23 protein-coding genes are annotated in these 26,994 nt (G+C 73.0%); 13 read left to right on the forward strand and 10 right to left on the reverse strand.

Going from position 1 to position 26,994, the window contains the following annotated elements; genetic code table 11:
- Positions 1-56 precede the first annotated feature (56 nt).
- The 3 genes from WCD58_RS25535 (at position 57) to WCD58_RS25545 (ending at position 3,433) form a co-directional block, all read left to right on the forward strand.
- Positions 57-1,337 carry an aspartate kinase gene (locus WCD58_RS25535; RefSeq protein ID WP_337705906.1) on the forward strand — a complete coding sequence of 427 codons (1,281 nt, stop codon included), beginning with the start codon at positions 57-59 and terminating at the stop codon, positions 1,335-1,337.
- 209 nt (positions 1,338-1,546) lie between these two features.
- A complete protein-coding gene (locus WCD58_RS25540) occupies positions 1,547-2,959 on the forward strand; it encodes an aspartate aminotransferase family protein (protein WP_337705907.1) in 1,413 nt (470 codons plus the stop codon).
- A 201-nt stretch (positions 2,960-3,160) separates the two neighbouring features.
- Positions 3,161-3,433 (forward strand): hypothetical protein, encoded by a 273-nt coding sequence (locus WCD58_RS25545; protein ID WP_337705908.1) that lies wholly within the window; start codon positions 3,161-3,163, stop codon positions 3,431-3,433.
- A 6-nt stretch (positions 3,434-3,439) separates the two neighbouring features.
- Here WCD58_RS25545 and WCD58_RS25550 read toward each other — a convergent pair whose 3' ends face one another.
- On the reverse strand, positions 3,440-6,112 hold the full coding sequence (locus WCD58_RS25550; protein ID WP_337705909.1) for an Hsp70 family protein: 2,673 nt from the start codon (positions 6,110-6,112) through the stop codon (positions 3,440-3,442).
- Between the two features lie 198 nt (positions 6,113-6,310).
- On the opposite strand from WCD58_RS25550, the gene WCD58_RS25555 reads away from it, so the two are divergent.
- The 5 genes from WCD58_RS25555 (at position 6,311) to WCD58_RS25575 (ending at position 13,257) form a co-directional block, all read left to right on the forward strand.
- Entirely contained in the window at positions 6,311-6,910 is a 600-nt protein-coding gene (locus tag WCD58_RS25555; protein WP_337705910.1) for a histidine kinase, read from the forward strand.
- Positions 6,901-7,566 carry a response regulator transcription factor gene (locus tag WCD58_RS25560; RefSeq protein WP_337705911.1) on the forward strand — a complete coding sequence of 222 codons (666 nt, stop codon included), beginning with the start codon at positions 6,901-6,903 and terminating at the stop codon, positions 7,564-7,566. Before WCD58_RS25555 ends, WCD58_RS25560 begins: the two co-directional genes overlap by 10 nt.
- A gap of 73 nt (positions 7,567-7,639) precedes the next feature.
- Entirely contained in the window at positions 7,640-8,980 is a 1,341-nt protein-coding gene (locus WCD58_RS25565) for a sensor histidine kinase (RefSeq protein ID WP_337705912.1), read from the forward strand.
- Positions 8,977-12,612, forward strand: a complete 3,636-nt coding sequence (locus WCD58_RS25570; RefSeq protein ID WP_337705913.1) for a sensor histidine kinase — start codon at positions 8,977-8,979, stop codon at positions 12,610-12,612. The genes WCD58_RS25565 and WCD58_RS25570 overlap by 4 nt, the downstream gene beginning before the upstream one ends.
- Before the next feature lie 147 nt (positions 12,613-12,759).
- Complete coding sequence (locus WCD58_RS25575; RefSeq protein WP_337705914.1) at positions 12,760-13,257, forward strand: hypothetical protein; 498 nt, start codon at positions 12,760-12,762, stop codon at positions 13,255-13,257.
- Between the two features lie 135 nt (positions 13,258-13,392).
- Here WCD58_RS25575 and WCD58_RS25580 read toward each other — a convergent pair whose 3' ends face one another.
- Positions 13,393-14,067: a TetR/AcrR family transcriptional regulator gene (locus WCD58_RS25580; RefSeq protein ID WP_337705915.1), complete on the reverse strand. Its 675-nt coding sequence runs from the start codon at positions 14,065-14,067 to the stop codon at positions 13,393-13,395.
- Positions 14,068-14,145: 78 nt separating this feature from the next.
- Here WCD58_RS25580 and WCD58_RS25585 point away from each other — a divergent pair, with 78 nt between their 5' ends.
- Both WCD58_RS25585 and WCD58_RS25590 read left to right on the forward strand, forming a co-directional pair.
- Entirely contained in the window at positions 14,146-14,682 is a 537-nt protein-coding gene (locus WCD58_RS25585; RefSeq protein WP_337705916.1) for an SCP2 sterol-binding domain-containing protein, read from the forward strand.
- Positions 14,683-14,695: 13 nt separating this feature from the next.
- Complete coding sequence (locus tag WCD58_RS25590) at positions 14,696-15,907, forward strand: acyl-CoA dehydrogenase family protein (protein ID WP_337705917.1); 1,212 nt, start codon at positions 14,696-14,698, stop codon at positions 15,905-15,907.
- A gap of 113 nt (positions 15,908-16,020) precedes the next feature.
- On the opposite strand, the gene WCD58_RS25595 is transcribed toward WCD58_RS25590, so the two are convergent.
- From WCD58_RS25595 to WCD58_RS25625, 7 genes are all read right to left on the reverse strand, one after another.
- Positions 16,021-17,217, reverse strand: a complete 1,197-nt coding sequence (locus WCD58_RS25595; protein ID WP_337705918.1) for a tyrosine-type recombinase/integrase — start codon at positions 17,215-17,217, stop codon at positions 16,021-16,023.
- A gap of 39 nt (positions 17,218-17,256) precedes the next feature.
- Positions 17,257-17,445, reverse strand: a complete 189-nt coding sequence (locus WCD58_RS25600) for a helix-turn-helix domain-containing protein (protein WP_337705919.1) — start codon at positions 17,443-17,445, stop codon at positions 17,257-17,259.
- The gene (locus tag WCD58_RS25605; protein ID WP_337705921.1) at positions 17,442-19,118 is read right to left on the reverse strand and encodes a replication initiator; all 1,677 of its coding nucleotides are present in this window, start codon (positions 19,116-19,118) and stop codon (positions 17,442-17,444) included. Before WCD58_RS25605 ends, WCD58_RS25600 begins: the two co-directional genes overlap by 4 nt.
- A complete protein-coding gene (locus WCD58_RS25610; RefSeq protein ID WP_337705922.1) occupies positions 19,118-20,659 on the reverse strand; it encodes an FtsK/SpoIIIE domain-containing protein in 1,542 nt (513 codons plus the stop codon). Before WCD58_RS25610 ends, WCD58_RS25605 begins: the two co-directional genes overlap by 1 nt.
- Positions 20,660-20,894: 235 nt before the next feature.
- Positions 20,895-21,314, reverse strand: a complete 420-nt coding sequence (locus tag WCD58_RS25615) for a WhiB family transcriptional regulator (RefSeq protein ID WP_337705923.1) — start codon at positions 21,312-21,314, stop codon at positions 20,895-20,897.
- Positions 21,311-21,544, reverse strand: a complete 234-nt coding sequence (locus WCD58_RS25620; RefSeq protein ID WP_337705924.1) for a hypothetical protein — start codon at positions 21,542-21,544, stop codon at positions 21,311-21,313. The genes WCD58_RS25615 and WCD58_RS25620 overlap by 4 nt, the downstream gene beginning before the upstream one ends.
- Positions 21,545-21,564: 20 nt before the next feature.
- A complete protein-coding gene (locus WCD58_RS25625) occupies positions 21,565-22,008 on the reverse strand; it encodes a plasmid replication, integration and excision activator (protein WP_337705925.1) in 444 nt (147 codons plus the stop codon).
- A 138-nt stretch (positions 22,009-22,146) separates the two neighbouring features.
- Here WCD58_RS25625 and WCD58_RS25630 point away from each other — a divergent pair, with 138 nt between their 5' ends.
- Together WCD58_RS25630 and WCD58_RS25635 are read left to right on the forward strand one after the other, a co-directional pair.
- Entirely contained in the window at positions 22,147-23,367 is a 1,221-nt protein-coding gene (locus tag WCD58_RS25630; protein WP_337705926.1) for a helix-turn-helix domain-containing protein, read from the forward strand.
- 44 nt (positions 23,368-23,411) lie between these two features.
- Positions 23,412-23,885 carry an NUDIX domain-containing protein gene (locus tag WCD58_RS25635; RefSeq protein WP_337705927.1) on the forward strand — a complete coding sequence of 158 codons (474 nt, stop codon included), beginning with the start codon at positions 23,412-23,414 and terminating at the stop codon, positions 23,883-23,885.
- A gap of 347 nt (positions 23,886-24,232) precedes the next feature.
- On the opposite strand, the gene WCD58_RS25640 is transcribed toward WCD58_RS25635, so the two are convergent.
- A complete protein-coding gene (locus WCD58_RS25640; protein WP_337705928.1) occupies positions 24,233-24,889 on the reverse strand; it encodes a hypothetical protein in 657 nt (218 codons plus the stop codon).
- 1,234 nt (positions 24,890-26,123) lie between these two features.
- Here WCD58_RS25640 and WCD58_RS33740 point away from each other — a divergent pair.
- Positions 26,124-26,933, forward strand: coding sequence for a DUF3800 domain-containing protein (locus tag WCD58_RS33740; protein WP_373696280.1), 810 nt, complete (start codon positions 26,124-26,126; stop codon positions 26,931-26,933).
- The last annotated feature ends 61 nt before the right edge of the window (positions 26,934-26,994 follow it).

Genomic DNA, 26,994 nt, shown 5'->3' on the forward strand with positions numbered 1-26,994 from the left:
GGAACAGCACCGGGGCACGCGCCACGCGGCGGCCTCGACGTCGAGGAGGACAAGTCATGACCGCGCAGCAGCCCACCCCGCCGCTCGTCTGGAAGTTCGGCGGCACGTCCGTCGGCGACCACGACCGCATCCGCGCCGTGGCCCGGCGCATGGTCGCCGCCCACCAGGCCGGCCACCGCGTCGTCGCGGTGCTCTCGGCGATGGGCAAGACGACCGACCAGCTCGTCGCCCAGGCCCACGAGCTGAACCAGTCCCCGGAACCCCGGGAGATGGACGCGCTGCTCGCGGTCGGCGAGCGCATCTCCTGCGCCCTCACCGCGATGGCCATCGACGCGCTCGGCGTCCCGGCCGTGTCGCTGGACGGGGCCCAGGCCGGCGTGACCACCGACGACGGGCACGGGCACGCCCGCCTCGCCGACATCGACCCCCGCCGCATCCACGCGGAGCTCGACCGCGGCGCGATCGTGCTCGTGACCGGCTTCCAGGGCGTTACGGCGTCCGGCGACGTGTCGACGCTGGGCCGCGGCGGCTCCGACGCCTCCGCGGTCGCGCTGGCCGCGGCGCTCGGCACCTCGCGTTGCGACATCTTCACCGACGTCCCCGCGGTGTTCACCGCCGATCCCCGCGTCGTGCCCGACGCCCGGCCGCTGTCTTCGGTCCGTACCGACGAGATGCTCGAGATGGCCGAGGCGGGCGCCGGCGTGCTGCAGCCGCGCGCGGTGGAGCTCGCCGCCGTCCACGGGGTGGAGATCCACCTGCGCTCGAGCTTCGACTCCGGGAACGGCACGGTCGTCGGCTCCCGCCCCGACCCGTGCGCCGAGCTGGAGAGCGTCGCCGTGGCGGGCATCGGCCACCGCCGGGCCGAGCCGCTCTACGCCGCCCCCGGGGCGACGCCGGTGGCCGTGGCCGCCGCGCTCGCCCGCCGGGGTCTCGCCCTCGGCGCGACGCTGATCGAGTCCGGCGAGGTGCGGTTCACCGCCCAGGACGCCGCGCCGTCGGCGGTCACCGCGGCGCTCGAGGCCGCCGGCATGGACGTCGCCGTGCACGAGAAGCTCGGGACCGTCGGCGTCGTGTGCTCCGGGCTCACCCGGCGTCCCGAGGTCGCCGCCTCCGCGCTCGACGTGCTGGCCGCCGCGGGCATCGAGCCCCGCATCGTCACCACCAGCCCCGCGCGGATCACCGTCCACGTCGCCGCGGAGGACGTCGACGACGCCCTGCGCGTCCTGCACGCCGCCCTGGTGACCGACGCCGCCGGCGCCCCGGCGATCCCGGCCGGCCCGGCCACCGTGCCGGCGCCCGGGACCGGCACCCGCCCGGACCTGCGGGTGGTCGCCTGACCGACCAGCACCGCCGCACCCCCGTCGCCGCCGGCGACGGGGGTCGTCGGCGTGCCCGGCCCCGGAGCGCCGGGCCGGGGGCAGACCCCACCCCGGGGAGGCGGGACCGCCCCGGGAGACCGGGGGTCGACGCGATGGTCGGCGACGCGGCCGCGCAGCAGGCTCGTCCCCAACACCGCCACCCGGCGCGAAGCACCCAGGAGCCCGACATGACCGCCAGCCCGATCGCCACCGTCACCCCCATCACCCCGGCCCTGCGCGACACCGCCGCCCCGGCGGTCGCCGGCCCCTTGCCCGGGCCCCGCTCCGAGGAGCTGCTCGCCCGGCAACGCGAGCGGGAGTCCAACGCGCGGGCCTACCCGCGCCACTTCCCGTTCGCGATCGCCGAGGGCGCCGGCAGCTGGGTCCGCGACGTCGACGGCAACGTCTTCCTCGACTTCCTGTCCGGCGCGGGCGTCCTCTCGCTCGGCCACAACCACCCCGAGGTCGTCGCGGCCGCCGTCGAGCAGATGGGCACCTTCACCCACGGCCTCGACATGGCCACCCCCGCCAAGGACGCCTTCACCGAGGCCCAGCTCGCGATGCTGCCCGAGGGCATGCGCGACCGGATGCGCATCCAGTTCTGCGGGCCCACCGGCGCCAACGCCGTCGACGCCGCGATCAAGCTCGTCAAGACTGCCACGGGCCGCGGCGACATCGTGTCCTTCCAGGGCGGCTTCCACGGCAGCACGCACGCCGCCATGGCGATGACCGGCCTGGTCGCCCAGAAGCGCCCGATCCAGAACGGCATGCCCGGGGTGCAGTTCTTCCCCTACTCCTCGTGCAGCCGCTGCCCGCTGGCCCTGAAGCCCGAGAGCTGCCAGACCAACTGCGTCGCCCTCCTCGAGGCCGCGCTCCACGACGCCAACGGCGGCGTGGCGCTCCCGGCCGCGGTGATCATGGAGCTGGTGCAGGGCGAGGGCGGGGTCATCCCGGCCCGCAAGGAGTTCGTGCAGCGCGTCCGCGCGCTGACCCGCGAGCTCGGCGTGCCGCTGATCGTCGACGAGGTGCAGACCGGCTGCGGCCGCACCGGCACCTGGTGGGCCTTCGAGCAGTACGGCATCGAGCCCGACGTCGTGGTCGCCTCCAAGGCGCTCTCCGGCATGGGGCAACCCGTCGCGATCATCATGTACGACGAGTCCCTCGACGTCTGGGCGCCCGGCGCGCACAGCGGCACGTTCCGCGGCAACCAGCTCGCCTTCGCCGCCGGCGTCGAGACGCTGCGGGTCGTCGAGCGCGACGACGTACTCGCCAACGTCCGTGAGCGCAGCGCGCAGGTGTTCGCGCACCTGTCCGACCTGGCGCACGACCCCGGCGTCGTCGAGGTCCGCGGGCTCGGGCTCATGCTCGGCATCGAGCTGGCGGCGCCGGCCGACGGCCGCACGGTGACCGCGCTGGCCCAGGACGTCCAGGCGCGCGCCCTGCGCGCCGGGCTCATCGTCGAGCTGGGCGGCCGCGACGACTGCGTGGTGCGGATGCTCCCGCCGCTCAACGTCACCGCCGAGCAGGTCGAGATCGCCTGCACGATCCTCGTCGACGCGATCCGCGGCGCGCTGGGCCGGGAGGTGCCGGCCGCCGCCTGACCACGACGGTCGACCAGGGCACCACCGCCACCCGGCGGTGGTGCCCTTCGTCGTCGGTGGGGACAACCCCACCCCGGGAGGCGGGTCCGCCCCGGCGGTCGTAGGGCGCACGTCCTCCTGGCGGGGCCCGCCGCAGAGCAGGCTTCGAGGTGTCAGCAAGGCCACACACCACCAGCGAGACCGCACCCACCGGAGCCCACGATGACCAGCACCGCGACCCTCGAGCGCCCCACCGCCACGACCGTGTCGATGAAGGCCGCCGTCACCGGTCGCGACCGCGCGATCCTCGCCGCGATCGCCGCCGGCCGCGTGGCCGTCGCGTCGGGCACCGGCTTCGCGCTGGTGGTGGACGGCTACCGCTGCGCCGACCAGTTCGCCGGGGCGCGCCTGCGGGCCGCCGGCCTGATCCGGGTGGCGCCGACCGGCACCCCCGAGCTCACCCCGGCCGCCCGCGCGCTGCTGACCGCCGCGTGAGGGCCCTCAGGACAGGCTGAGCACCGCCAGCACGCCGCCCTGGATGGTCGTGACGTAGCCGGTGCGGCCGTCCGGGGTGACGGCCACGCTGCTCGGGCCCGCCGGGGTCGGCAGGGTCGCCGTGACCGCCTGGGTCTGCGCGTCGATCACCGACACCGTGTTGCTCGAGTTGTTCGCGACGTAGGCGAACCGCCCGTCGGGCGCCCAGGTGATCTCCTGCGGGTTGTCGCCCACCGGGATGGTCGCGACCAGCGTGTTCGTGTCCGTGTCGATCATCGTCACGTCGTCGCTGTCGAAGTTGACGTTCGCGACCAGGGGGCGGGCCGGGTTCACCGCCACGCTGTGCGGGCTGGTGCCGACGGGGACCTCCGCGATCACCCCGAAGGTCGCGGTGTCCAGCACGGTGATCAGGTTCGACTCGTGGTTGGGCGTGTAGGCGCGCGTGCCGTCGCGGGAGAACTCGACCCAGTGCGGGTTCTTGGCGACCGGCACGTCGCGGACGATCGTGTTGGACGCCGTGTCGATCACGGAGATCGAGCCCGAGTCGTGGTTCGGCACCCACAGCCGCGAGCCGTCCGGGGACACCGCCGCGGCGAAGGGCCGCGTCTGGACCGGGATGGTCGCGACGACCTGGTTGGTCGTCGTGTCGAGCACCGAGACCGCGGCGATCGTGCGGGCGTCGTCGAAGACGCTGACATAGACGCGCTTCCCGTCCGGCGCGAACGTGACGTACTGCGGGGGACCGGACGTGATCGGGATCGTGGCGGTCACCGCGTTCACCGACGTGTCGACGACCGTGACCACGCCGGCGGTCCGGTTGGCGATGTAGACCAGCCGGCCGTTCGGGGAGACCTGCGCGTACCCGGGGGTCTGGCCCACCGGGATCGCCGTGCCGAGCGTGGGGATCGGGACGCTCGCGGCGACCTCGGTCGGCGGCGGGGCGTCGGCCGCCTCCTCCTGCGGGGTGCTCGCGCCGAGCAGCCGGAGACCGAGCACGCCGACGGCGGCGAGGAGGGCCAGGACGAGCACCCCGGCCACGACCGCCAGGATGCGCCGCCGGCGACGCCGGCCGGCGTCCTGGGCCGGTGCGGCCAGCGACGGCGGCGGGCTGCCCGCGCCGAACGACCCGGTCGACGGCCCGAGCGGCACCGGACCGGTCGGGGCGTCGTCGTCCCGGTCGTCGCGATCGTGCCGGGCTGGGCCCCGCGGCGGGCCGCCCCGACCCGAGCCCCCGGGACCCGCCGGACCGGCTGGGCGGCCGCGTCCGGGGTCGCCGCCCCGCGGGCCGATCGTCGTGGTCGTGTCGCCGGGGGGCTGCTCGCCGGGGGTGATCGTCGTGGTCGTCGCGCGGTCGGACGAGGCCGGCGGCTGCTGCGGGGCCTGCGGGCGGGGTGCCGGCGGTGCGGCCGGGCGGGGCGGTGCCACCGGCGCGGCCGCCTGGTGCCCGACCGGCCGCGGAGGCCCGGGTGGCCGCGCGCCGGGGAAGCCGCCCGACGGCGGCCCGACCACCGGCATCGGCCCGGACGGCGGCGACGGCCGCGTCGGCGGGGTGGCGACGGCCGGAGCCTGGGGGGCCGGCGCCGGCGCGGCGGGCGCCGCGTACTGACGCCCCGAGGGGTCGGGCAGGGCGGAGGCCAGGATCGCGGCGCCGAGCGCGACGGCGTACTTCGGGTGGGTGTCGACGAGCGTCGGGCGCCCGATCTCCGCGGCCACCATCTCGGCGACCAGCGGGATCCGCGAGGAGCCGCCCACGAGCAGGACGGCGCTGAGCTCGGACGGGTCGACGTGGGCCGAGCGCAGGGTGCGGGACAGCGCGGTCACGGTGGTCTCGAGCGGTGCCCGGACCATGTTCTCGAGCTCGCCGCGGGTGATGGTGACGTCGAAGTGCCGGCCGGGCAGGAAGACCGGGACCACGGTCTCCGTGTCGACCGACAGCGCCTCCTTGGCGAGCACGCAGTCCTGCCGCAGGCGCGCGAGCGCCACGGTGGTCTGCGGGTCGCGCAGGTCGAGGTCGTCGAGGACGCCGCCGGAGGCGTGGTTGACGTGGGAGAGGACGGCCTCGTCGAAGTCGACGCCGCCGAGGCGCTCGATGCCCTCGGGCGACCCGAGGATCTCCACGCCGCCGTCGCGGGCGCGCAGGACGGTGGCGTCGAAGGTGCCGCCGCCGAGGTCGTAGACGGCGATGACCTCGCCGTCGCGCAGCTCGTGGGAGGAGGCGTAGTGCGCGGCGGCGGCGACGGGCTCGGTGACGGTGGGCGGGTTGTCCAGCCCGGCGAGGGCCGGCACCTCCTCGAACAGGCCGCGGCGGAACGGGCCCCAGTTCGCGGGGTGGGTGAGCACGACCCGCTCCGGCTTGCCGCCCTCGGTGTCGGTGACGCTGGTCAGCACGTCGCGCAGCAGGGCGGCGAGCAGGGTGGTGACCGGCTGCGAGGTGCCGCCGAGCAGCACCGGGGTGGGGTCGCCCAGGCGCCGCTTGAACTCGCGGCCCAGGCGGTCGGGGTGGCTGACCGCGCGGCGGGCCGCGGCGTCGCCCGTGAGCAGGGAGCCGTCCTCGCGCAGGTAGACGACGGAGGGCGTGGCCACCGACCGGTCCCCGAGGCTGACCATCTCGACCTGGTCGTCCCGAGCGATCGCGGCGGCGACGAACGTCGTCCCGATATCGACACCGAGGCTGTACATCAGGTCCCCTCCCCCGATATTGCTACGGATCGTAACCGGAGAGGGGAGGAAAGCCGAGTGATCGCCCTGATCGATCAGCCCCGGCGACGGTCCGGTCGCGGACCGTCGTCACCGCGGTTGCGCAAGGGGGGTAAACCCCACCTCGCAGTCGGGTGGGCACCCTTCCCGCCCGCGCCGCCGCCGCCGCACGATGACGCCATGGCACCGGACTCGCTCCCCGCGGTCCTCCCCGGTGGCGCCGACGACCCCTGGCACCAGCGCATGCGGCTGGAGCGCGAGCTGCACGACGGGCCGGCGTTGCGGCTCTCCGCGCTCGCCCTGCGCCTGGGCCTGCTGAGCCACCGCTGTCAGGACCCCGCCCTCGCCGAGGGCATCAGCGGTGTCCAGGACGAGCTGCACGCCGTCCTGGAGGAACTGCGCAACCTCGCCGGCAAGCTCTACCCCCCGCTCCTGGACGAGGCGGGTCTCGGGCCCGCGCTGCGCCAGGTCGCCGAGCACGCCGAGGCCCCGGTCGCGATCGTCGACAACTCCGAGCGCTTCGGGACCGCGCTCGAGGGCGCGACGTACTTCGCGGTCGCCGAGTGCCTCGCGGCGCTGCCGGTCGGCGCGCCCGCGGTCGAGGTGGCCATCACCCGCGAGGGCGACGAGATGGTCCTCGCGGTGACGGGGCTGGAACCGGGCGCCACGGCGCGCCTGCAGGAGACCGCGCGCTCGCTCGGCGGGCGCACCGACACGGGACCGTCCGGGTCCCCGGAGACGGCCGTGACGGCCGTGACAGCGAGGATCCCGTGCGCGTAGCGCTGGCCGAGGACGGAGCCCTCTTCCGCGAGGGCCTGCAGATGCTGCTCGAGGCCGCCGGTCACGACATCGTCGGCTCGGTGGCCGACGGCGACGCGATCGTCCGGCTGCTCGCCACCGAGCCGGTGGACGTGGCGATCCTGGACATCCGGATGCCCCCCGAGCCCGACGGCGGCCTCACCGCTGCCGAGCGCCTCCGCGCGCTCCACCCCGACATGGGGCTGCTCTTCCTGTCGCACTACGCCGAGTCGCACTACCTCATGCGGATCCTCGGGATCGGCACCGAGCGGGTCGGCTACCGGCTCAAGGAGAAGGTCGGCAGCGTCGACGTCCTCTCCGACACCCTCGAGCGCATCGACGACGGCGAGATCGTCATCGAGCCCGTGCTCGCGAAACGGCTGGTGGAGAAACCCCAGGGCGACAAGAAGGGCCTGATCTCCGCGCTGTCCGAGCGCGAGATCGATGTGCTGCGCCTCATGGCCGAGGGCCGGTCGAACAACGGCATCGCCGGCCAGCTGTTCGTGACCCCGAAAGCGGTCGAGAAGCACATCGCGAACATCTTCGACAAGCTCGGGCTCCAGGCCGACACGGCCGCGCACCACCGGCGCGTCCTCGCGGTCCTCACCTACCTGCGCTCGCAGCGCGAGGACGGCTGACACGAGCCCGGTTCCGGCCTGGTTCTGGTGGCCCCCCGCGCCCTAGCCTCGCGCCGGAGGGGAGGCCGGAACGGTGACCACGGACAGCTCGGCGGGCAGCACCACGACGGTGGGGGCGGCGCCCCTGCGCGCCCACCTCGTCCGCCCGCTGATCACCGCGGGCGTGGTGGTCGTCGTGCTCGGGCTGGTCCTGGCCGTGTCGTCGGCGCTCACCCCGCCCGACACGGCCGGGATCTGGGCGCCGTTCCTCGGCGCGGCGCTGGCGGTCGTGGTGCTGCGCGTCGCCGGGCCCGCCCTCGAGCGTGTCGCCACCCGCCTGGATCCCCGCCCGACGTCGCCGTACGCGGCCCTCGCGGCGGCCGGCGCCCGCACCGGCGCCGAGTCGCTCGAGGCCGCGCTGGCCGGGCTCGCGCAGGTGCTCGCCGACGGCACCCGGGCCCGCCGCGCGTCGATCTGGCTCGCGCTGGACCACGGCCTCGTGCCGGCCGAGGCGGATCCCGCCCGCCCCGAGGTGCTCGTGCCCGACCTCGCGGCCCTGCTCGCCCGCCCCGAGGTCGACCACGCCGTGCCGGTGCGCACCGGGGACGACCTGCGCGCCGTGCTGGTGCTCGAGAAGCCCGGGCAGGCCGTGACGCCCGCCGACCGCCGCCTCGTGCGCGACGTCGCCGCGGGCGCGGGCCTGCTCGTGCGCGGCGCCCGCCTCAACGCCCGGCTGACCGCCCGGGTGCGGCGGGCCGACGACCTGGGCCGCGAGCTCACCGAGTCCCGGCGACGCCTGACCCGCGCCCGCGACGCCGAGCGCCGCCGCCTCGTCACCGAGCTCGCGCACGTCACCACCGACCGGCTCGAGGCGCTGCGCGCGGCCCTCGACGAGGCGGGCGCCGCGCTGGACGCCGACGACCCGGCCCCGGCCGGCCCCGCGCTGGCCCGGGCGCTGGAGGGGCTCGAGGACCTCATCGACCGCTTCCGGGTGATCGTGCGCGGGGTCTACCCGACGGTGCTCACCGCGCAGGGCCCCGTCGGGGCGCTCGAGGAGATGGCCGCCGACCTGCCGCGCCCGACCACGATCGTCGGGAAGCTCCCCCGGCGCCTGGCGTGGGAGGTGGAGTCCGGCCTGTACTACGTGGCCGCCGCCGCGCTGACCCACCTGGCCGGGTGCGACGGCGAGGGCCCGGTGGAGGCCGTGCTGACCCACGAGGGCGGGCAGCTCGCCGTGCAGGTGGGAGCGGTCGTCGACGGGGGGACCGAGACGGTCGACGCGCTGCGCGCCGCGGTCTCCGAGGACGCCGACCGCCTGGCCGCGCTCGGCGGCCGGCTCCACGTGGAACGTGACCACGGACGCCTGCGGATGGTCGCGTCGGTGCCGGACGACCTCGAGCCGGTGGTGGAGTCCGCTCCGGAGGCCCGCCGATGACCGCCACCACCGTGCCCACGCAGCCGGCCACCGTGGCCGCCCGCGCCGGCGGTCCGCGTCCCGCCACGCTCGGGTGGGGGCTGCTGCTCGCCCTCACCTCGCTGTTCTCGTTCGTCTGGCTGGGCCTCGGGGCGGTCATCGCCGTCGCCGCGTACGTCCCCGGACTCGCCGCCCCGGACGCCGCGGAGGGGACCTGGGCGCGGGCGATCACCGACGCCGCCGCGCGCAGCGAGCCCGCCGGGCAGGCGCTCGTCGACTACGTGCTGTCCGTGGCGGCGATCGTGCTGGCCGTCGCGCTGATGCGCCGGGCGCCGCGCTGGTGGGTCGCGCGGTGGATGGTCGTCGCGCTGGTCGGCTCGGCCGGCGCGTTCAACCTGCAGGCCCACGCGGCGGCCGCGGCCGCCCGCGACGCGGTCGGTGTCGAGATCGGCGGGGTGCACCAGGTCGTCCTGCACGCCGTCGCCTGTCTCGCGTTCGTGGTCGCGCTGCTCCTGCACCCCACCGGGCGGCCCGGCGTCGACATGCGGACCACCACCGGGCGCCTCGTCGTCGCGGCCGGGTCGGTCGGGCTGCTCGTGGTCGGGTTCGGCACCGCGCTGCTGCCCCACACCGTGAGCTGCGTGCTCTTCTTCGGTGCGGTCGTCCCCGGGGCGGGCCTGATCGCGCTGACCCACCGGCAGCGGTCGGGGCGCCTCACCTCGGAGCAGCGGACCCAGGTCCGGCTCGTGGTCAGCGTGCTCATCGCGGCGGTCGTGACGACGGCGGTCCTCGGGCTCATGACCGTGGTCCTGCTGGTGTTCGGGCGCCCGGGCCTCGAGCTCGTGGACCCGACCGCCCACGGGACGCACGCGCCGACCGGGCCCCTGTTCTGGAGCTCGCGGCTCGCCTCGGTGGCGATCCCGGTGGCGGTGCTCCTCGCCGCCGACCGCCCCCGTCTGTGGTCGGCCGAGCGGCGCTTCGGGCGCGGGCTGGCCCTCGCGCTGCTCGTCGTCCTCGCGGGCGGCACCGTCGTGATCGTCGAGGCCGCGCTGGCCGGGTTCCTCGGCGGCGTGGCCGCGCTGGTGATCGCGATCCTCGTCGGTGCCGGGCTCTACCCCGTGCTGTCCGAGCGCATCGAGCGCACGGTCGACCAGCTCCTCTACGGCCGTCGCCCCACCCCGTACAGCGCGCTGGCCGGGATCGTGGCGCTGACCGGCCCGGGCGAGGAGGAGGGCCCCGACGTCGCCGCGATCGCCGAGGCGGTGGGAGTCGGGCTCGGCGCGCGCTGGTGCCGCCTGACGGTCACCCGGCCCGGGTTGCGGGACCGCACCTACCAGTGGGCGGCCCCGGGCGTCGAGGGCGAGCCGGACGAGGGCACCGAGGTCACCGTGCGCCGCGGCGACGAGCGGATCGGCACCCTGGCCGTCGACCGCGGCGCCGGCGCGGGCCTCGACGCCGACCGGCGCCGGCTGCTCGGCGACATCGCCGACAGCCTCACCCCGGTGCTCGAGGCGAGCAGGCTCGGCATCGACCTCGAGCGCCAGCTGCGCGCCGCCCGCGCGCACGCCGAGCACATCGCCGCCTCCCGGCGCCAGGTCGTCGCCGAGATGGACCACGAGCGCCGCACCATCGAGCGCGACCTGCACGACGGCGCCCAGCACCACCTGGTGTCGCTGCGCCTGGGCCTCGGCCTCGTCGAGCACCACGTGCGCGCCGGCCGCGTCGAGAAGGCGCGCGAGCGTCTCGCCGACGCGCTCGAGCGCATCGCGACCGCCGAGTCGAAGCTCGCCGAGACCGCCACCGGCGTGTCGTCCCTCGTGCTCTCCGAGCGTGGCATCGTCCCGGCGCTGACCGCCGACTTCCACGGCGTGCACCCGCCGGTCCTGCTGTCCTCCGAGCTCGCCGAGGGCCGGCGCTTCGACGGCGACGTCGAGGCCGCCGTCTACTTCTGCTGCCTCGAGGCCGTGAACAACGCGCGCAAGCACGCGCCCGGCGCCACCGTGACCGTGCGGTTCAGCGAGTCGGCGGGACCCTCGGGGTCGCAGCTGCGGTTCGTGGTGCGCGACGACGGCCCGGGCTTCGATCCCGCGTCCCTCGGCGGCGCCGCGGGCAAGGGCATGCGCAACCTCAGCGCGCGGATCGTGCGCATCGGCGGCGGCATCAGCCTCGACTCCGCGCCGGGGCGGGGCACGACGGTCGAGGGCCACGTCCCGGTCGCGCCGGCCACGGACGAGCCGGCGGCGGCACCGCCGCCCGAACCGCTGTCGGACGCGGACACCAGCACCGTCGGCCCGTCGCTGCTCGACCCCCGCACGCTCACCCTGGCCGCGCTGACCGAACGCCCGCCGTCACGGACGGCCCCGGTCATCCGTGCCGCGTCCTCGTCCGGACCCGAGCCCGCCGCGACGGACGTCGTCGGCGTCGCGGGGGCCGTGAGCGCGCCGGACGCCGACGCGCGGACGATGACGGTCCGGCGGCCCGATGCCGAGGAGCCGCCCGAAGAGCCCGCCGAGGAGCCGGCCCCGGCGGTGCCCGACGTGGTGGACGAGCCGGAGGCGCCGGAGGAGACCGAGCCGGCCGGGCCCGAGTCGGAGACCGACGAGCCCGAGTCGGAGACCGGCGAGCCCGAGTCGGAGACCGGCGAGCCTGATGCCGAGGCGGAGCCCGAGCCCGAGGAGACGCCGGAACCGCCGCGCGGTCGCGAGAACGGGCAGGACCGCGACGACGGACTCGACACCGCGTCCACCCCCGACGGCACGCCGGACACCGCGCCCGGCCCGATCTCCCAGGACGCCCCGGAGCCGCGCCGGGAGCCGGTCACCGCGCTCACGCCGCTCGCCGTCGTCCCAGGGCCCCCGCAGCCGATCCGGCCGCCGGTCGCGGGCGCCCCGTCGCGGGCTGGGCGGATGCTGCTCGACCGGGTGCGCGAGATCCTCGACGAGGCCCGGTCCGCGTGGCCCGGCGGGCCGCAGGCCGCGCGCATCGCGGAGATGCGCACCCGGCTCGAGGGCGCCCTGCGCCTGGCCGTCCGCTCCAGCGTCGGCCCGGCGCCCGCCCCCACGTTGCGCTCGATGCTCGGCGAGCACCTCGCCCGCGGCACGGTCGTGGTCGACGACGCCCGCCCGGACGGCGTCGTGATGCTGACCGACGTCGGCGGGCCCGGCCCCCGGCCGCCACTGCCGCACGCCCTCGTCGCGGCCGGGACGCCGCAGCGGTCGGCGGCCGCGGTCGAGCGCCGCCTCGTGGCGCGCTCCGACGTCCTGCGCGCCCGGACCGCGGTCGAGGCGCTGGACGTGTTCCTGCGCGCGACGCCGCGCGACCCGCGCACCGACCGGCTGCGCTACCGGCTCGAGGGCCTGCGGGTCGGGAACCACGCGCTCGTCGAGGTGGAGCTGCTCGCCCGCCCGCCGAGCCTGGCGCCCGCCGACCAGGAGCGCGCCGAACGGCTCTGGGGCGGCGACGGCGACCTCCCCCACCTGCGCCTGAACCTCCCGCCCGACGCCGACCCGTCCGCGCTCGCGGAGGCGCTCGAGGCGGAACGCCGCTTCTGGCAGGTCCGGCTCGCCCACCCGGCCTCCACCCGGGGTCTGCGGATCACGTCCGAGGCCGCCCTGCGGACCTGCGACGAGCTCCAGGGCCGGCTGGGGCGGTAGCCCCCCGGGGGGCGTCCCCACCCGCTCCGGGGGTCGGCCCCGGCCGTGCGGGGGCGCACTCCATCGTGACGTCCTCGCGTCGCGAGCAGGCTTCTGACCAGCGAGAACGCGCCGATCAGGCGGGTCCGCCGAGGTCGGGAGGCCACCATGTCGATGATCGCCACCGCCGTGCCCCGGCCGGGGTCACGCGGCCGTCGCCGGGCCCGGGAGTGGGCCGAGATCCGGTTCGCCGAGCACGAGGTCCGCACCCTCTGGCAGACCGCCGCCATCCGTGGCGGGCTCGGCGAGAAGATCTTCTCGCCGACCGGGACCTTCATGGCCGTCCCCGACGTCACGGCGGTCCACCTTGGCCCGCCGCTGCGCTTCACCGTCCGCCTGAGGCCCACCCAGATCTGGGAGGACGCCACGGAGGCCGGGCGCCACATGGCGAACGGGCTCGGCGTGGCGAACGTCCGGTTCACGCTGCTCGCGCCCGGGTGGATCGAGATCCAGGCCCCGGCCGACCCCGCGGGGATCGACGAGCCGGCCGAGGACACGGCGGACGCCACGCCCGACGTGGCCGACCTGCCGCGCCCGACGCGGCCGCTGTCGCCGGTCGTCGCCCGCGCCCTCGCCCGCGGGCACCGGGCGCCGACCTCGCGCTGACCTCGCGCGCGCCGGGAGCGAAGGGCGCCCTCGCTGCCTCGGACGCAGCGAAGGCGCCCTTCGCGCTGCCACCCGCGCCGCAGCCGGCCCGGTGCGCGCGGTCCGCGAGGCGTCGATCGCCTCGTATCAGCCCGTCTAGCGTTCGCCCGAGACGGACGAAGACGACGCGATCGACCCGCTCGACCCGTTCGTCAGTGCCTCGATGCCCGGCCCGACGACGGCCAGGAGCATGTCGGCGAGGACGTCGGCCGGCTCGGCGACCCCGTCCCCGGCGGCGTCGGGGTCGCCGAGCCACCAGTCGGCGAGTCCCTCGGCGGCCCCGACGAGCGTGTGGGCGTAGGGCAGCGCGACGGCGCGGGGCACGCCGAGCCCGTCGGCCATGAGGTCCGCGGCCTCCTCGACGATGCGCCGGCGCAGGGCGTCGACCTCGCCGGCGAACGGCCCCGTCGACGCCTGCCGGTAGAGCACCGTCCACCCGGCGCGCTGGGTGGTCAGGGCGTGGAAGAAGGCGCGCAGCGCCCGTCGCAGGCGGACGAGCGGGGCCTCGCCCGGCGCCCCGGCCGCGCTCTGCACGGCGTCGAGGAGGCGGTCCGCCTCGCGGTGCAGGCACGCGGCGAACAGCTCGTCCTTGCTGCCCCCGTGCACGTAGACCAGCGGCTTGCTGACCCCGGCCCGTGCGGCGACCGCGTCCATCGACGCACCGTGGAAGCCCTCCTCGGAGAACACCGCCACCGCGGCGTCGAGGACCTGGCGCCGCCGGACCTCCGGCGCGAGGCGCTGCCGCCCGGGGCGGGACGTCTCCGAGGTCACGCTTGCGCCTTATCTACCGGCGCGTAAAGTACGGCGCGTTGGCGGGACCGCCAGTACCGGAAACTACGGAGTGAACCCGTGCCCGAGAAGATCGACGTCAACGAGCTGGGCCGCAGCGTCGACCCCAAGTCGTTGTCCGACGAGCAGCTGGTCGACGCCCTGCGCGACGGCCTGGCCCAGGGCGGGGGCAAGGACATCGATCCCTCCCTGTTCGCGCGGCTGGTCAAGAGCACCGGCAAGGGCCAGCTCGAGGCCGTCATGTCGTCCGATGTCCGCCGGCCCGTCCTGGACGCCATCTTCGGGCGGATGGCGGAGTTCTACTCCTCGAAGGGTTCCAGTGCGAAGCGCCAGGTCGTGCACTGGCACGTCACCGGCGCGTCGTCCGGCGGCAGCGACGACTTCCAGACGGCCATGCAGCACGGTACGTGCGAGGTCTCCGAACAGCTCTCGGAGGAGCCCCGCACCGAGCTCTCGATGGACGGCGTGCAGTTCCTCAAGGTCGTCACGAACAACGCCTCGCCGGTCACGCTCTTCATGACCCGCAAGCTCAAGGTCCAGGGCGACGTCGGGTTCGCGACGGCGCTGCAGAAGATGTTCACCATCCCCTCGGCGTGACGGGAGCCCCGCGATGACCTTCTCCATGGAGCTCTCCGAGGACCACACCGACCTGCGCGACTGGGCCCACGGGTTCGCCGCCGACGTCATCCGCCCGGCCGCCGCCGAGTGGGACGAGCGCGAGGAGACGCCGTGGCCGGTCCTGCAGGAGGCCGCGAAGATCGAGCTGTACAACTTCGAGACCCTGGCCAGCTTCTGGGGTGACGAGACGGGCCTGTCCCTGCCCATCGTCAACGAGGAGCTGTTCTGGGGTGACGGCGGCATCGGGATGGCGATCTTCGGGACCACCCTCGCCGTCGCCGGCATCTTCGCCTCGGGCACGCCCGAGCAGATGGTCGAGTTCATCCCGCAGTGCTACGGCGACGCCGGCGACGTGAAGGTCGCGGCGTTCTGCTCGTCGGAGCCCGAGTCGGGCTCGGACGTCTCCGCGATGCGCACCCGCGCGATCTACGACGAGGCGAAGGACGAGTGGACGCTGTCCGGCGCGAAGGCGTGGGCGACCAACGGCGGCATCGCGAACATCCACGTCGTGCAGGCGGTGGTCGACTCCACGCTGGGCTCGCGCGGCCAGGCGGCGTTCGTCGTCCCGCCGAACACGCCGGGCCTCGAGGCCACCCGCAAGATCAAGAAGATGGGCCTGCGGGCGTCGCACACCGCCGACGTCTTCCTCGACGACGTCAAGGTCCCGGGCTCCTGCCTGCTCGGCGGCAAGGAGAAGCTCGACGAGCGCCTGGCGCGCGCCCGCGAAGGGCAGAAGTCGAAGGGCTCGTCGGCGATGCAGACCTTCGAGCTGTCCCGCCCGACGGTGGGCTCGCAGGCGATCGGGATCGCGCGGGCGGCCTACGAGTACGCGCTGGACTACGCGAAGGAGCGCGTCACCTTCGGGCGCCCGATCATCGACAACCAGTCGATCGCCTTCACGCTCGCCGACATGAAGACCGAGATCGACGCGGCCCGCATGCTCGTGTGGCGCGCCGCGTGGATGGGGCGCAACAACGTCGCGTTCGAGGCCGGCGAGGGCTCGATGTCCAAGCTCAAGGCGGGTCGCGTCGCCGTGTGGGCCACCGAGCGCGCCATCCAGATTCTCGGCGGCGCCGGGTACTCCCGCGAGCACCCCGTCGAGCGGATGCACCGCGACTCGAAGATCTACGACATCTTCGAGGGCACCGAGCAGATCCAGCAGCTCGTCATCGCCCGCGCCATTTCCGGGCGGCACATCGCCTGACCCTCCGCGGCGGCATCGGCGCTGGTCACGAAGGCTGTGCTCGTGACCAACGTCGTCGCGTGTGCAGGCCAGGAGTGGCCCTCGGTGCCCGGTTGCCGTCGACATCTTCATGATCAGGCCGTCCTCAGGCCGTCGGAGGTATCGGCGCCGGCCCCGAGCACCGCGTCCACGGCCTGCCGAGCACGGGCGTGGCTCGACGGCACGAGGTGGGTGTAGGTCCGGAGCGTGAAGCCGGGGTCGGCGTGGCCGAGGTACTCGGCGACCTCCTTGATGGAGACGCCGCCGGCCAGGAGCGTCGAGGCGTAGAAGTGTCGAAGGGCGTGCATGCCGTCGGTCCGCGGTGCGTAGGCGAGCCCGGCGCCCCGGAACGCCCCGCGCCACATCACCTTGTTGAAGTGATCGCCCGAGTGCGGCTCGCCGCGCTCGTTCGAGAGCAGCAGCTCGACCTCGACGGTGCGTCCTCCGGGTTCCAGCCACGGCAGCCGTACCCGTGGCGAGGAGAACGACCGGCGATGCGTCGCGATGGCGGCGCGGACCTCGTCAGGCAGCGGGACCGTCCGTGACTTGCCGCCCTTGGGCGGGGCGAAGACCAGCCGCCCGCGGATGATCCGCAATTGCCGAACGACATGGACGACGGCCTCAGCGGTGTCGACGTCACCGGCCGAGAGGCCGAGCACCTCGCCCTGGCGCATACCGAGCCCGGCTCCGACATCGGCCGCCAGACGCCACCGCTCGGCCAACCCGTCCTGCACGGCGCGGACTCGTTCCACGGGCCACGGCACGACGCGCCGGCTGGACCGTCGGGGCTTCTTGATGCTCCGTGCCTGACAGGGATTGTCACGAATGAGCTTGTCCTCGACTGCGGCGTTCATGATCGAGGAGAGGGTGTCGAAGAGGACTGCTCGATACGTCCCGTCGAGCCGGCGCTCCTCCAGCCACGCGAGCCAGTCACGCACGCGAGCCGGCCCGATGGCATCGACCGGGCGCCGGTCGAAGAAGGGGTAGAGCTGGCTGCGCAGCCGGCTCTCGATCGACTGTCGCGAGGACGCGTCGCTGGACTGCCCCTTGACCCAGCTCTCCGCGTACTCGCGGAAGGGCACCTTGCCGGCGTCGGGGTCGAGATAGGTCCCCGCACGGACGCCGGACTCCATCTCCCCGAGGAAGTCCTCCGCCGCCTTCTTACGGCGGTCGGGGAACGACTTGGACCGCTCCCGGCCCTCGGGATCGACGTAGCGGACCTTGTAGCGCAGCCCGGTGCCGTGCAGGTCAGTGCGTTCTCGCTGGGGCTTGCCGGTGAGCTCGTCCCGCACGGTGCGGAACCAACGGTCTTGTACGTGGCCCATTGGCGATCACGCCGCTTTCGGCTGGGTCGCCCAGGCCCGGACCTGGTCAGGCGCGTACCGGAGGTGGCGACCGATCTTCCGCACCGGCGGACCCTCGCCGCGCCACTTCCACTGGTAGAGCGTCTTCACGGGGATGCCCAGGTACGCCGAGACGTCGTCGACCGACCAGAGGCCCTCCGTCGCGTTGGCTGTCACGCCGCTTCTCCTTGATCACGAGTTGCCGAGCTGATGTCGGTCTTGGCCTGGTCGTACTGCTCGCGCCACCGCCGTCGTTGGGCGATGGAGCGCAGCAGGAGTTGCAAGCGGTCCGGCTGATCACGGTCGCGGGGACCGATGAGCTGCCAGTCGTAGCGGGCGAGGTCGCCGTCCTCGGTGTCGTGCTCGGCGGTGGCGCCGACGGCGCCGAGGACCTTGAGCACGTGGTCGCGGCGTTCGCCGCGGTGCTCGGTGAGGGTCTTGCCGGACCACTTCCGGGAGACCAGGCAGCGCCGGCCGCCGTAGCCGAGGTGTTCGCGCTTGTGGGCCTTGGCGCGGCACTGGCCGGGCACCATCCCGGGCCTCGGGTTATCCGGGGTGACGCCATACAGGAGCCAGTTCGGGCACGCCTCGGAGCACGGTTCCCACCGCAGCGCTTCGACCAGGCGGTCCATATGCGCGGCGGCCGCGGGAGTCTCGGGCTCGGCGGTCTCGCCGAGGCTCTTGGTCAGGTACTTGGTCAGATACCGGATCGCCTTGTCCGACTTCTCCGTCCCCGACAGAACGCCCTGGATGTCGACCTGGGTGCCGAACTCGATGACGTGCGCCGGGGCAGCGTCGGGGTCGTCGTCGAGCGCGTCGAGGGCCTGCTCCCAGGTCCGGAGCGGCTGACCACTGTCGGGGTCGACGTAGCAGGCCGGGTCGCGGGTCTCGTCCCAGACCGGCGGGTGGTCCTCGGTGTAGAGCGGCTGGTCATGGGCGGGCCACCACACCTGGTGATAGGTCGCGGCCACGACCTGCTTGATGAGCCGGCGGGGAATGGTGCCGCGGATGGCGGCGTGCAGGTGGGGGGCACCGCGGCGTTGGGGTTCGACAGCGGCGAAGTACTGCACGTTCCACCCGACCGCCCGTCGGAGGTTCTGCACGAAGCGGTCGAACAGCTCCCCGAGGTGGATCGCGTCCCGGGCGGCCCGGCGGTAGTCGTAGCGGGTCGGGTCCTTCGGGGCGCCGTCCTGCGCCCGGACCGGCCCGTAGGAGGGCAGCGTCAGGGTGACGAACGTGGACGGCCGGAAGGTGCGCCCGTTGGGGGCCTCGAACACCCGCCCGGTGGTGGTCGCCCGGACCGGGAGCCGAGGCAGGTCGGGCACGTCCTGACGCCGCTTCGTCGAGCGGGCACGCCGCTTCGGCTTGTCCTCGCCACGGGCGCGGGTGTCGCCACCGCGGACGCCCTCGGCCCGGAGCATCTCGTCGGTCTGCTCGATGGCAGCTTCGACCTCGAGGACGCGGGCCATCTCGCCGGCCTCGAGCGCAGCGGCGTGGTCGTGCTCGAGGTCAGCCCGCTGACCGAGCAGCGCCCGCTGCCGCACCGTGGGCTCCTCGGTGGGTGTCTCGGGTTCGGTGTCGAGGTGCCAGCCCTGCTGGGCCTGCCACATCCGCAACCGCCGGGCCCGCTCCGCGCAGGGCCCGCACACCGACGCGCGGGTGGCCCCACACGGGATCGGGACGACGGTCGTGGCACCGGTCTCCCGGTCGATCCGCCGGACCGCGAGCGGGCGGATGCAGGCCCCGACCTGCTCGGCGGCGCTCTGGGCGACCTCGCGCATCACCGGGCCGGTGAGCTTCCCGACCGGGGTCGGCCCGGCCGCCGCGGTGTCCTGCTCGTGGCTGCTCATCACGACGCCTCCCGATCCTCGCCGGCGGCGCGTTTGCGGCGCCGCGGCTTGTCGGGGAGGTCGGTGACCTCGGGCAGCACCTCGCGGCTCGGGGACGGGTAGGTGGCGGCGAGCCAGCGCAGTTGCTCGTCGTCGACGTAGGCGGCGCGGACCTTGGTGACGACGGTGGAGCCGTCCTCGACGAGGTAGCCGACACCCGGCGTGCTCATCGGGATGCGGTCGCACAGCGCCCCGCGCTCGCGGGCACCGTCACCGAGCACCATCGGGACCTCGGTCTTCTCCGCCAGGCGTAGCCCGATGCGGGTGGTGAACAGGTTCCGGACCTCCAGAACGTCCTTGCGCGGGTCCTGAACACAGCCGACGACCGAGACCCCGACCGCGCGGCCCTTCGTGAGCAGCCGTCCCAACGCCTGCTTGGCGCGCTCCTTGAGCGCCTTGTCGCTGATGTAGGCGGTCAGGGAAGCGATCTCGTCGACCAGGACGACGATGAGCGGGGCGTCCACCGTGGGGGTGTGCAGGCGCACGACGCCCGCGAGGGAACGGGCGCGCTCGGCGACCAGGTCGGCGGCGGCTTCCAGGGCGCGGACCATGTCCTCCTCGGTCTCGCAGGCGAGCAGGTGGAACAGGTCGCGGTAGAGGCCGAACTCCATGCCGCCCTTGGGGTCGATCCCGATCAGCCGCACCGTCCCCGCCTTGATGGCCGGGGCGAGCGCCACGAGCAGGGAGGCGACGACACTGGACTTGCCGGCTCCGGTCGCGCCGGCCACGAGCAGGTGGCGCCCGAGCAGGCGCAGCAGCCACGGTTCGCCGTCCTCGCGGCGTCCGAGGTGCAGCGCGGTGAGGTCCACCCCATGGGGCGCCTGCTCGGTCTCGGACCCCATGGGCGGGGCGATGGTGCCGAGCAGGGTGTCGGCGCAGATCACCCGCAGCGACACCCACCCGCGGCGCTGGTGAGGCAGGACGCGGACCTCCAGCGCGCGGAACTCGGCGCGCAGCGCGTCGGCAGCCGCTTCCAGGTGCTCGGGGGTGACCCCGGGGCAGAGCTGCACGGTGAGCAGGTCGGCGTGGCGCCCGAGACGGACCCACAGCAGCCGCGGCACCCGGATGACGTGGTGGGCGTCGCGGGCGCGGACGTCGGCGGCCGCGAGCAGGTCTCGCCAGACCCAGCGGTAGCGGATGCGCCGGGTGAACCGCCACACCCGCGACGCGACGAACCGTTCCCAGGTCTCGGGATGGGCGCGCGACCAGGCGTAGAACGCCACGCCGACCAGTGCGATCACGGCCAGGCCGGCACCGCGGCCCTGCACTGACCACACCACCGCGACCAGGGCAGTGGCGGCGGCCAGGACGGGGACGTAGGCCAGCAGCCATGCGGCCATGACCGCGCCCCACACGACCAGGACGAACATTCGCCCGACGGCGAGCAGGCCGCGGCGTCGCAGCCGTCCGAGGAAAGTGCGCGAGGGCTCGATGAGGGTGGGTTGGACGTCGGCGCGGCGCCGGATGGTGGCGCCGCGCCCGACCGTGTGTCCGATCGGCATCAGAACTCAGTCCTTCCGGAGCGGCCGCGCCCGGTGGTCGTGTGGTGGCGGTCGTGCCGGGGCGAGAGGTCATCGGCCCCCGAGCGGCCGCACCGACGTCGGCCGGGGACGGCTGCGAGCGGGAAGAGGGCCTGTTGCGCGAGGTGCTCGGCGCAGCGCCGGGGCCGGTTGGCCGGGGTGTTCGGGTCGAGGCGGGCGGCGCAGACCTCGCAGCGCGGTCCGGCCGGTGGGCGGCTCACGCCACTGCTCCTGACTCGTCGCTCGCGTCGTCGAGGGGGAACGCTCGGGTACGCAGGTCGGTGTAGAGCCGGCCCCGGTCACCCGCGGAGAGGCCGCCGAAGACGCCGTAGCGGGCGGTCGGGGACTCGCGGGCCATGGTGTCCGCGAGACAGGTGTTGCGGACCGGGCAGCCGACACACACCTGCTTGGCCTGTTCGATCCGCTCGATCCCGAGAGGTCCGCCGTCGGCGACCGGGAAGAACAGGGCTTCGTCCATCCCCGCGCAGGCGGCGTGGGAGTGCCAGTCGGGCACCGGGTGCCCGTCGAGGACCAGCTCCCGGACCAGGGCGCGCAGCCGCTCGCGGGTCAGCCGGCGCGCGGTACGGGTCGGGGTCGCTTCAGTGATCTTCTTGGTGCCGTTGCTGGTGGTGCTCATGCCGCACCGCCGATCGCCCGCTCCGTCGTGGGCGGTAGCCAGTGGGCGGCGTGCTCGACGAACACCGCCAGCGCCGCGAGCAGCGACCGGGCCGCTTCCAGCTCCTCGACGCTGACTTCGTCGAATCGACGTGCGGTCAGGGTCAGCACGACCCGCTGATCGGCGATGACGTCCAGGATCGGCGGCATGTCCTCGGGGACATGCACCTCGGCCCGACCCGCGAGGTTCATCCCGACTGACAGGGTGCGCATCAGGCCGCCTCCCCGTTCTTGGCCTGGCGGGCCTGCGGCGCCTGGCCGTTCTGTCCGCCCGGGGTCGGCGTGCGCATGCCGGTGGCGCGCAGGCTGAACGCGATCTTGGGTCGGGGGCCGTTGCTGTCGAGGTAGGGCGTGACCTCCAGGCCCTCGAACTCCACCGGTCGGAACGGCAGCCCGGGCAGCGCCTCGGGTGGGACCGGCTGGTGGGTGGTCGCGAACTTCATCGTGAACTGCCGGTCGTTCTTGCGTGCCTCGGGATCGGGGTCGTGACCTGTCGCCTCCCACAGCGGGAAGCCGGTGTCCTTGTCGACCATCTGGACGAACTGCTCACGAGTGGATCGGTCGAAGTCTCGGACCGGCGCGACGTCGCCGGTCAGGAACGCCCCATGCGGGAACAGGTCCTCCATCGAGACTCGAAGCCGCCGCTTGATCGCCATCTCTGTTGCTCCAGTTCGCTGAATCCGACCCCGCGTGTCGGGGTCTGCAGCTAGCGTCAGAGCGGTTCCGGCGTTCGACCCGGAAGAAAATTCCGGGGTCCTCCGCGAGGGCGGGAGGAGGTTCTTGCCATGCGAGGGATGACCGAGTCACTGACCATCGGCGAGCGCGTGGCCTTCTACCGCCGTCGTCGCGGCCTGTCTCAGGAGGTCGTGGCCGGGCTCGTCGGCCGCACTGAGGACTGGCTGGGCAAGATCGAGAACAACCGAGCCGAGCTGGACCGGCTCTCGGTCATCCGCCGCTTCGCGGACGTCCTCGACGTCTCGCTGGGAGACCTCCTCGGGGAGCCCACGCTCCTCGACTGGACCGCCGAGACGGGCACGAGCACCGTCCCAGCGCTGCGCACCGCGCTCATGGACTACCGCCAGCTCAACGCCGTGCTCCGCCGGGCCGCACCGGCGAGCGAGCCGCCCGCGATGGCGTCCGTGGAGCGGGACGTGGCGGCCGTGTTCGACGCCTACCAGGCGTCGCGGTTCGGGTTCGTCACCAGCCGGGTCCCGCTGCTGCTCACCGACGCGCTCACCGCAGCGGACACCTACGAGGGCGACGAGGGCGAGCGCGCCCACGCGATGTTGGCGCTGGCCTACCAGGTCGCAGCCTCGACCCTCACCAAACTCGGTGAGTGCGACCTCGCGTGGATGGCCGCCGATCGGGGCCTGGCCGCCGCGCAGCGCTCCGGGAGCCTGCCGGTCATGGGGTCACTGTTCCGGTCGGTGGTCCACTCGCTGCTCGCGACCGGTCGCTTCGACGCTGCCGCCCAGCTCACCGCGGACGGATCGGACTACCTGTCGACCTCCCTCGGCGGCGCCGACGCGAACCTGTGGTCGGTCTACGGCTCGCTGTTCCTGGCGGGCGCCATGGCGTCGTCGCGCATGGACGACCGGACGATGACCCGCGACTTCCTCGAGCAGGCCCGCCGCGCAGCCGGCTATCTCGGCGGCGACGCCAACCACATGTGGACCGCGTTCGGTCCGACCAACGTCGCGATCCACCGGGTCGCGACGGCGATGGAACTCGGCGACGTCCAGGTGGCCGCCGACCTCGGGCCAACCGTCGACACCACGGCGCTACCGACCGAGAGGCGCGTCCGGCACGCCCTGGAGACCGCGCGCGCCCTGTCGGTCTCGGGCCGTCGAGACCAGGCGCTGAGCACCGTCCTCGACGCTGAGCGGTTGGCGCCCGAGCAGGTTCGGCACCACTTCATCAGCCGCCAGCTCGTCCTGTCGTGGATGAAGAATCCGCGCGGCACGGTCACCACCGAGCTGGGCGCGCTGGCACACCGGCTCCGACTCGCCGCCTGACCGCTGCCAGACGTCATCCTGACGTCCACCAGTAGCCTCGGGGCGTGGCCGCACCAGAGGACACCTTCGCCACCCCACGGGTCGCCGCCGGGGCGTTGTTCGTCGACGCCGACGGCCGGGCGCTACTGGTCCACCCGACCTACAAGGACACCTGGGACATCCCGGGTGGGTACGTCGAGCGCGGTGAGTCTCCCGCGGCCGCGTGTCAACGTGAGGTTCGCGAGGAGCTAGCCCTCGACCGAGAGCCGCGCCGGCTCGCTGCGGTCGACTGGGCGCCGAATGAGCGCGAGGGCGACAAGCTCCTGTTCGTCTTCGACTGCGGTCCCCTCGGCGACGACGAGGCCCGCATCCAGCTCGACGGCACCGAGCTCGACCGGTGGGAGTGGGTCGCCGCCGACCAGCTCGACGACTACTTGATCCCACGTCTCGCCCGACGAGTGCGATCCCTCCTGACAGGCGGCACGAGTGGCGCCTACTTCGAGCACGGCACCCCGTTCCCGGGGCCAGCCCTCGTCTGAGCCTCCGGCTGGGTTTGCCCTCAACGCCGCGCCTGGCCGAGCCGAAGAACATTGGACCCGACTTCATCGAGAAGACTGTCGCCCCAAAGCGTCATATGGGCTCTGACTCCCAATCAGGAGCGCTCCGCATCGCTACGCAACGGACTCCGACTGGCTGATCGCGAGCCTCGTCGTCCGTGTCCCTGCGCTCCAAGCATGGCCGCGACGTCGGCCCCGCGACTTAGCCGGGGCCGACAGCCCCGGGCGCTGCGCTTGGAGGCCGAGCACGCTGCGAGAGCTACCCAGTACCTGGAAGAAATCCGTTGCGCCGCACCGATCAAAGACTACCTCGACGTGCCGCGACTCCCCTAATCGCTGCCTGCGGCATAGTCGCCCCAGCAGTTCGACCGCATGGTTTGCCTTACTCGTTCCACGTGGTCGGCAGCCCCAGCGTGCCATTCTCGCAGCTCTGGATGCTTTGCAGTCTCCGCAAGTGGTACAAGTGCTCGAAACAAACCGACCGTCGCGATGGTAACGTTCACTGCACTCACCGCACTAAACGCCGAGTAGTGCCAATCCAATGCCACTTGCAGGTCGCTGCGCGTGTAGGGTTCGACGAATCTCGAACCCGGGTGAACAGCCCAGTCTCGATACCTGAACAGAGTGTCTAGGTGCTGGCGCACCTCGCCAGCACGCTTTGGCTTGATGCCAAGATGCTGTCGAAGCGTCTCGCTGATCTGTGCAGTGCGTTTCGTTCTTTTCTTTCTCCACGTAGCTTCCACCGTCAGCGCTGGTGCTCGAGCCTTGACGGCCGCGTACAGCGAGTCTGTCGCAAACGCACAGGCAGTGACGGCTTGGAGACTGTGGTGGAGTTCGCGCGTCAGGCCATCCAGGCCGCCATCCGGCTCGTGGTCGCTTGTCTGTTCCTCGCGCGCGGCGTGTGCACCCTCATTCGCCAGCTCCGCGTTTGATATCGCGACAAGAAGCCAATGCGGCCACATGTCGGTCCGAAGCGTGATCTTCACGGGCGGAGGATCGGACCCGTCGAGCGGAATCTTGATTCCACTTACTCTGAGGTCGCCCCCGCGCGGTTGGACCCCTACCATTTGGCTCCTTCAGATAAATAGCTTGCCGTCGATTCCGTAGCGTATGATGACTCCGCGCTCAAGGCCGCGCTGGCCAAGGACAAAGGTGGACCCGACTTCGTCGGTAGCTCTGTCTGCCCCCGGAGCGTCACACGGGCTGACTCCCAATCAAGAGTGCTTCGCATCGCTTCGCGACGGACTTCGTCCGCTCTTGACTGCGAGCCTCCACGCCCGTGCTGAGGAGCTCCGAGCGTGGCGGGGGCAGCACCCCGCCACCTAACCGGGGGCCGACAGACCGAGACCCGCGCGGTACGGCGCGTAGCCGCGGACTAGGCTTCCTTTCCGCCGATTTCATTCGTCATCTGAGCGCAACAGTCCGGCCTTCCGAAGCTCCTCCGCAGCAGAGTCCGCGGTAAGATCGCCACGAGTGACCCGGTCGGCGAGCGAGGGTCGGCCCGGGTTCACTTTCCCGTACCACAGACGCGTGGCGGCAAGACGAGGACCGATTCCGTGCTCTCGAAACGCTTCCGCGGTAGGGGCCCCGACTCCTGGGCAACGGTCCAGCCACCGTTTGACCTCATCCGCAAGAAAGAAGCGCTTGCTCCATCGGGCGCCTTGTTCCTTCGCCTTCTGGTACTCGTCTTCCCACGGTGGCTCGTCATCGGCTCGACCGCGATACGAGTACGGATCGGGCGGGGCAAGGAACAGCCTCGTCATCGGGTCGATGTCGCCCCTGTACTTGCGACGCTTCGCTGCTTGCCTTGGCTTGGCTACTGGCCATGGTGGCGTCGGTCTGGGCGGCAGCGGTCGGCGAGGGGGAACGGGCTCTCCCGGCGATCTAGGACGCTCTGGCCTGAACGGGTTGGTCGTCATCGCCCTCTTCTCTGCGAACCGAGACGACTCCGAGTCTAGATGAGGGCACCGACAGCGATAGATCATGCGACATCGGCACGATACCCGGCGAGGCCCCCGAGTGTCCCTGAACCACTGCCGAGTTGGCCTCTCATCAGTCAAGGCGGCGCCTCCGGCGCCGCGCCGGCCCCTGGCCTTCCGGCCCTGGCCTACCGCTCCGCTGCGGCGGGCCGGGGCCAGGGCCGGCTTGTAGCCAAGTCACCTGCTTGCTGCTGGGGCGTCTTACGGCAAAGCCGCGTACGGCCGTGGTTGACTCCGGCTCATGTCTTCCTCTGGCCGGCTCGACTCGGAACTCTTGCACCGGGTACTTTCATCGAACGACAAGCCGTCGGTCGAGTTCGCTTACGTCGACGACTCTGGAGACCCGGGTGCTTTCGGAAGCGGTGGCACGAAGACCTTTGCGCTCGGTTGCGTGCTGGTACCCGGAGATTACTGGACGCAGAGGCTCGACATGCTGGTGGACCTTCGCCGCGATCTCCGATCAATCTACGGTCTTCGGCATGCGCAGGAGGTCAAGGGTGAGTGGCTGGCCGGAGTGAAGAAGCACTTCAGAGACCTAGGGCTCGGAGACGGTCAACTGCGGGATATCTATCAGCGACACCTTCGCCTAACGAGCGTGGTTTCATCTGGTGTGTTTTCGGTGGTGATCCAGAAAGAGAAGGTAACAAATCCTGACCTCGATCTTCACGACAGAACCTGGACTTGGCTTCTTCAACGCCTCAGGATGAGGACCGAAGCAATGGGTCACCCGATCATCGTCGTGCACGATAGGGGTCAGGATGACGAGGTTAGAAAGATTCACCGGAGGTTTCGCCGGATTAGCTGGGATGCTCAAAGTAGGGCGGTCTCGGCGCCCCTGCTGATTGAAGACCCTGTGAGTCGGGACTCGCAGCATTCCTACTTTATCCAGATGGCTGACTTGAGTGCGTACGCCGCGTCGCGTCGCGTCATCCCGCCTCAAGGCAAGAGGGCGTCAGTTTGCTCGGCTGAGATGTGGTCCGAAATTCGAGACCGACTACTCGTTGAGGTCACCAATAGCCGTCCCGACGGCATCGTGGTCTGGCCTAGATAAAAGGGGGGCCCCTCATCGAGGGGCCCCCTTGACGGTAGGCCTACCTCCGGCACATGCCGGG

This window comes from Actinomycetospora flava (assembly GCF_037400335.1).
In the GTDB taxonomy this organism is placed as follows: domain Bacteria; phylum Actinomycetota; class Actinomycetes; order Mycobacteriales; family Pseudonocardiaceae; genus Actinomycetospora; species Actinomycetospora flava.

What these genes read in the sequence shown, in the direction of transcription:
- WCD58_RS25535 (WP_337705906.1), top strand. Translation starts at nt 57, where the DNA reads ATGACCGCGCAGCAGCCCACCCCGCCGCTCGTCTGGAAGTTCGGCGGC.
- WCD58_RS25540 (WP_337705907.1), top strand. Translation starts at nt 1,547, where the DNA reads ATGACCGCCAGCCCGATCGCCACCGTCACCCCCATCACCCCGGCCCTG.
- WCD58_RS25545 (WP_337705908.1), top strand. Translation starts at nt 3,161, where the DNA reads ATGACCAGCACCGCGACCCTCGAGCGCCCCACCGCCACGACCGTGTCG.
- WCD58_RS25550 (WP_337705909.1), bottom strand. Translation starts at nt 6,112, where the DNA reads ATGTACAGCCTCGGTGTCGATATCGGGACGACGTTCGTCGCCGCCGCG.
- WCD58_RS25555 (WP_337705910.1), top strand. Translation starts at nt 6,311, where the DNA reads ATGGCACCGGACTCGCTCCCCGCGGTCCTCCCCGGTGGCGCCGACGAC.
- WCD58_RS25570 (WP_337705913.1), top strand. Translation starts at nt 8,977, where the DNA reads ATGACCGCCACCACCGTGCCCACGCAGCCGGCCACCGTGGCCGCCCGC.
- WCD58_RS25575 (WP_337705914.1), top strand. Translation starts at nt 12,760, where the DNA reads ATGTCGATGATCGCCACCGCCGTGCCCCGGCCGGGGTCACGCGGCCGT.
- WCD58_RS25590 (WP_337705917.1), top strand. Translation starts at nt 14,696, where the DNA reads ATGACCTTCTCCATGGAGCTCTCCGAGGACCACACCGACCTGCGCGAC.
- WCD58_RS25605 (WP_337705921.1), bottom strand. Translation starts at nt 19,118, where the DNA reads ATGAGCAGCCACGAGCAGGACACCGCGGCGGCCGGGCCGACCCCGGTC.
- WCD58_RS25610 (WP_337705922.1), bottom strand. Translation starts at nt 20,659, where the DNA reads ATGCCGATCGGACACACGGTCGGGCGCGGCGCCACCATCCGGCGCCGC.
- WCD58_RS25615 (WP_337705923.1), bottom strand. Translation starts at nt 21,314, where the DNA reads ATGAGCACCACCAGCAACGGCACCAAGAAGATCACTGAAGCGACCCCG.
- WCD58_RS25620 (WP_337705924.1), bottom strand. Translation starts at nt 21,544, where the DNA reads ATGAACCTCGCGGGTCGGGCCGAGGTGCATGTCCCCGAGGACATGCCG.
- WCD58_RS25625 (WP_337705925.1), bottom strand. Translation starts at nt 22,008, where the DNA reads ATGGCGATCAAGCGGCGGCTTCGAGTCTCGATGGAGGACCTGTTCCCG.
- WCD58_RS25630 (WP_337705926.1), top strand. Translation starts at nt 22,147, where the DNA reads ATGACCGAGTCACTGACCATCGGCGAGCGCGTGGCCTTCTACCGCCGT.
- WCD58_RS33740 (WP_373696280.1), top strand. Translation starts at nt 26,124, where the DNA reads ATGTCTTCCTCTGGCCGGCTCGACTCGGAACTCTTGCACCGGGTACTT.